Origin of the sequence: Mycobacterium sp., assembly GCF_040509115.1 — a bacterium.
Lineage (GTDB): Bacteria > Actinomycetota > Actinomycetes > Mycobacteriales > Mycobacteriaceae > Mycobacterium.
In genome coordinates, this window is the sequence record NZ_JBEVLO010000356.1 from 1 (window position 1) to 3,473 (window position 3,473).

The 3,473-nt window shown below is 64.0% G+C and carries 2 protein-coding genes and 1 pseudogene; all 3 read right to left on the reverse strand.

Going from position 1 to position 3,473, the window contains the following annotated elements; genetic code table 11:
- A pseudogene (locus tag ABW137_RS24910) lies at window positions 1–527 on the reverse strand (PQQ-dependent dehydrogenase, methanol/ethanol family); the annotation flags it as partial.
- Between the two features lie 13 nt (window positions 528–540).
- Window positions 541–1,002 carry an MSMEG_3727 family PQQ-associated protein gene (locus ABW137_RS24915; RefSeq protein ID WP_526404135.1) on the reverse strand — a complete coding sequence of 154 codons (462 nt, stop codon included), beginning with the start codon at window positions 1,000–1,002 and terminating at the stop codon, window positions 541–543.
- A gap of 627 nt (window positions 1,003–1,629) precedes the next feature.
- Window positions 1,630–3,473 (reverse strand): catalase/peroxidase HPI (gene katG, locus ABW137_RS24920; RefSeq protein WP_526404136.1); only part of this gene is annotated, 1,844 nt, incomplete at its 5' end.

Below are 3,473 nucleotides of genomic sequence, written 5' to 3' on the forward strand. Positions count from 1 at the left end.
GCGAGCAGTTGTGCGTTCGGGGTGACGAAGTACACCTTGCCGTTGGCCACCGCGCAGCCGCGGTTGACGTTGCCACAGCAGAGCGAGACGTCGAACGGCACTGCGTGCTTGTAGCGCCACAGCAGCTCGCCCGACACCGCATCGAGAGCCCAGAACCAGCCGTCCCAACCGGTGACGAACATGACGCCGTCCACGATCAGCGGGCATGCCTCGAACGCATAGGTCGAGGAACCCGCGATGTGACCGGCGGAGCCGGCCTGGAAGATCCATGCCGGGCTGAGGCTCTTGACGTTTCCGCTGTTGATTTGGTCCAGCAGGCTGTACCGCTGACCGTCGTACGCACCGTAGTAGGTGAGCCAGTTCTGTGATTCCGAACGCGCATCGAGCAGACGTTCGGAGTTGACGTCATCCGTTACCGCAGGTGCGCTTCCAGGGATGGCGCTCAGTGCGGAGTGGGGGATCGCGTCCCCGGCCTCCACGTATTCAACCTTGATGTTTTCGTCGGAAATGTCTGGGACAACAGTCATTTTGGGTTTCCTCCTACGGGCGTGGCTGGTCGGGACGGTCGAGACGGGCTTCCGGCGGCACCTCGCCGAGCACGACGATGGCGGCGGTGAGTCCCCGACCTTCGTCGTTGCCACCTGGCGAGCTGTACCAGTAGAAGCCCGGACCGTCCAAGGTCAGCGTCGCCTTGCCCCTCGAATGGTTGAGCAGCCCGAGGAACTGCTTGTCGCCATTGCTGGGGAACAACGCAGAGTGCGTGTTCTTGTCATCGTTGATGACCGTGAGCTCAATCGAGCCACCGTGCGGCATGACCAAGACGGCCGGCTCCCAGCCGCCCGAGTCCTCCAGGATCGTCAGGGTGCCCTCCATCGTGCCGTCGTCCCGCTCGGTGGCCCGCGCGATTGAGCCAGTTCCGAGCATTCGGCCGATGGTCGCCCTGTTCTGCGCATTCAGGCCGAGCTCGGTCAACAGGTCTTCTCGTTCTTCAGTGATCGTCATTGGACCTCACCTCCTCATCAGTGAAACGTCATTGTTCGTTGTGTGGAATGCGAAAGTCCTCCGAGGCGGCTCGCATTCACGTCCAATTCGCCGAATCCCAAATTGCTGAATCCGGTGAGCCGAAACTCTGGCTGCTGTGCATGCATCCTCGGCTCCATTTGGGCGGTCACATCTCGATTTGAACTTCTGCGGTCGCCGAATGGCTTCACTCACCCGAGCGCCTGTTTCGAGTCTGTAACTAATCGAACGATAGGTTTGGTCGACCGCTTCGTACAGGCGTTACCGCAGGGCGGTCGTACATCGCCGTTCGCACCCCACTAGGCGCCGTTCGTAGTGATGCCTGTCACATCCAAGAGGAGCGGGCGGTGCGGGACCGGCACCGTGAGATGCCTAGGAGCTGCTCGTTTGCTGCGAGACCGGGCAAGCGTCGACGCCGTGCGCCCGCCGGAGTCGGATTCACAGACCTTGGCGACGCCGTCCATCTCTCACCCCAAAAGGGGCACGCTTTGGCGGAGGAGTTCGACAACGAATGCGGCGGATTTGGGGAATGGCCAATTCACCGCCGAGAAAGAACACCCCCGAGAAGAACACCGCCGAGAAGAGCACCGCCAGGGCGGAGGCGTTGAATCAGAGCCGGTCGAACAAGTCGAGAGTCATGACCTTGTCCCACGCGGCGACGAAGTCACCGACGAACTTCTCCCGACCGTCTTGGCTCGCATAGTCCTCCGAAATGGAGCGCAACACGGGGTCGGCCAAGAAAGCGAGGTCGGCGCTACTGGCAATCCCCTTGACCTCGCAGGTGTCCCTGTCGCGGCCCTCATACGTTGCCATTCCGGCGATGCAGGCCGCCGTGGGTGCCCACTCGGTGTCCACGTCGAGCAGGTTGACGAAGAACTCGTTGGTCAGCGTGCCCGGCGTCGAGGTGAGGACGCCCAGGAGCGACCCACCGTGGTTGCCGCCGAGGACGCGCAACCCACCGAGCAGCACCGTCATCTCGCGGGCACCGAGGGTTAGCTGACTCGCGCGGTCGATGAGCAGTTCCTCCGCCGGAAGGCGATTGCCCGTGCCGTAGTAGTTCCGGAATCCGTCCGCAGTCGGTTCCAGCGCCGAGAACCACTCGACGTCGGTCCACTCCTGCGTTGCGTCCGTACGCCCCCGCCGGAAGGGGACTTCGATGTCGTGCCCCGCCTTGGCGGCGGCGTGTTCGATCGCGGCGCACCCCCCGAGCACGATGAGATCGGCAAGCGAGATCTTCTTGCCCCCGCGTTGGGAATCGTTGAAGCGAGCGCGAATTCGCTCCAGGGTGGCCAATACGGCGGCAAGCGCCTCTGGCTCGTTGGCCTCCCAACCGCGCTGCGGTTCGAGACGGATGCGCGCGCCGTTGGCACCACCGCGCTTGTCACTGTTTCGGAATGTCGAGGCCGAGGCCCACGCCGTGGACACGAGCTGCGCCACCGACAGACCCGACTCGAGGATCTGACGCTTGAGCGCGACGATGTCGTCGGCATCCACGAGTTCGTGATCGACCTCTGGGACCGGGTCCTGCCAGATCATTCGTTCGGACGGGACCTGCGATCCGAGATAGCGCTGGATGGGGCCCATGTCGATGTGCATGAGCTTGAACCAGGCCCGCGAGAACGCGTCCGCAAGCTGGTCCGGATTCTCCAGGAAACGCCGTGCGATCGCCTCGTATCGCGGATCCTCCTGCAACGCGAGGTCGGTGGTGAGCATCGTAGGAGCGTGGGTCTTCGATGGGTCGTGAGGGTCTGGGATGGTGCCCGCTCCCGCACCGTCGCGCGGGATCCACTGCCACGACCCGCCAGAGCTGAGCTCCACTTCCCACTCGTAGGCGAACATCGTCTCGAGGAAGCTGTTGTCCCACTTCGTGGGCGTGGGCGTCCAGATCCCCTCCAGCCCACTGGTGACGGTGTCCGCGGCATTGCCGGTGCCGTGAGTGCTCACCCAGCCCAGACCCATGGCCTCCAAGGGCGAGCCTCCGGGTTCGGGACCGAGGCAGCTGCTTGGGGCGGCCGCACCATGGGACTTGCCGAACGTATGCCCACCCGCGATCAGCGCTACGGTCTCCTCGTCGTTCATCCCCATCCGACCGAACGTCTGGCGGATGTCGCGCGCGGATGCCCTCGGGTCGGGCACCGTGGCCGGGCCCTGCGGGTCGACGTAGATCAGACCCATCTCGGTGGCCGCCAATGGGCATTCGAGATCCCGGACGCCACTGTGCCGTTCGTCGGCGAACCACTGGCTCTCCGAACCCCAGTAGGTCAGATCCGGTTCCCAGACCTCCTCCCGACCGCCTGCGAACCCGAACGTCGCCAAGCCCATCGACTCCAGCGCACGATTGCCCGCGAAGACCATCAAGTCGGCCCACGAGATCTTGCGGCCGAACTTCTTCTTCACCGGCCACAGGAGTTGGCGCGCCTTGTCCAGGTTGCGATTGTCCGGGAAGCCGTTCA

Excerpts from the sequence above, each read along its gene's own strand:
- ABW137_RS24915 (WP_526404135.1), bottom strand. The coding sequence starts at position 1,002 with ATGACGATCACTGAAGAACGAGAAGACCTGTTGACCGAGCTCGGCCTG.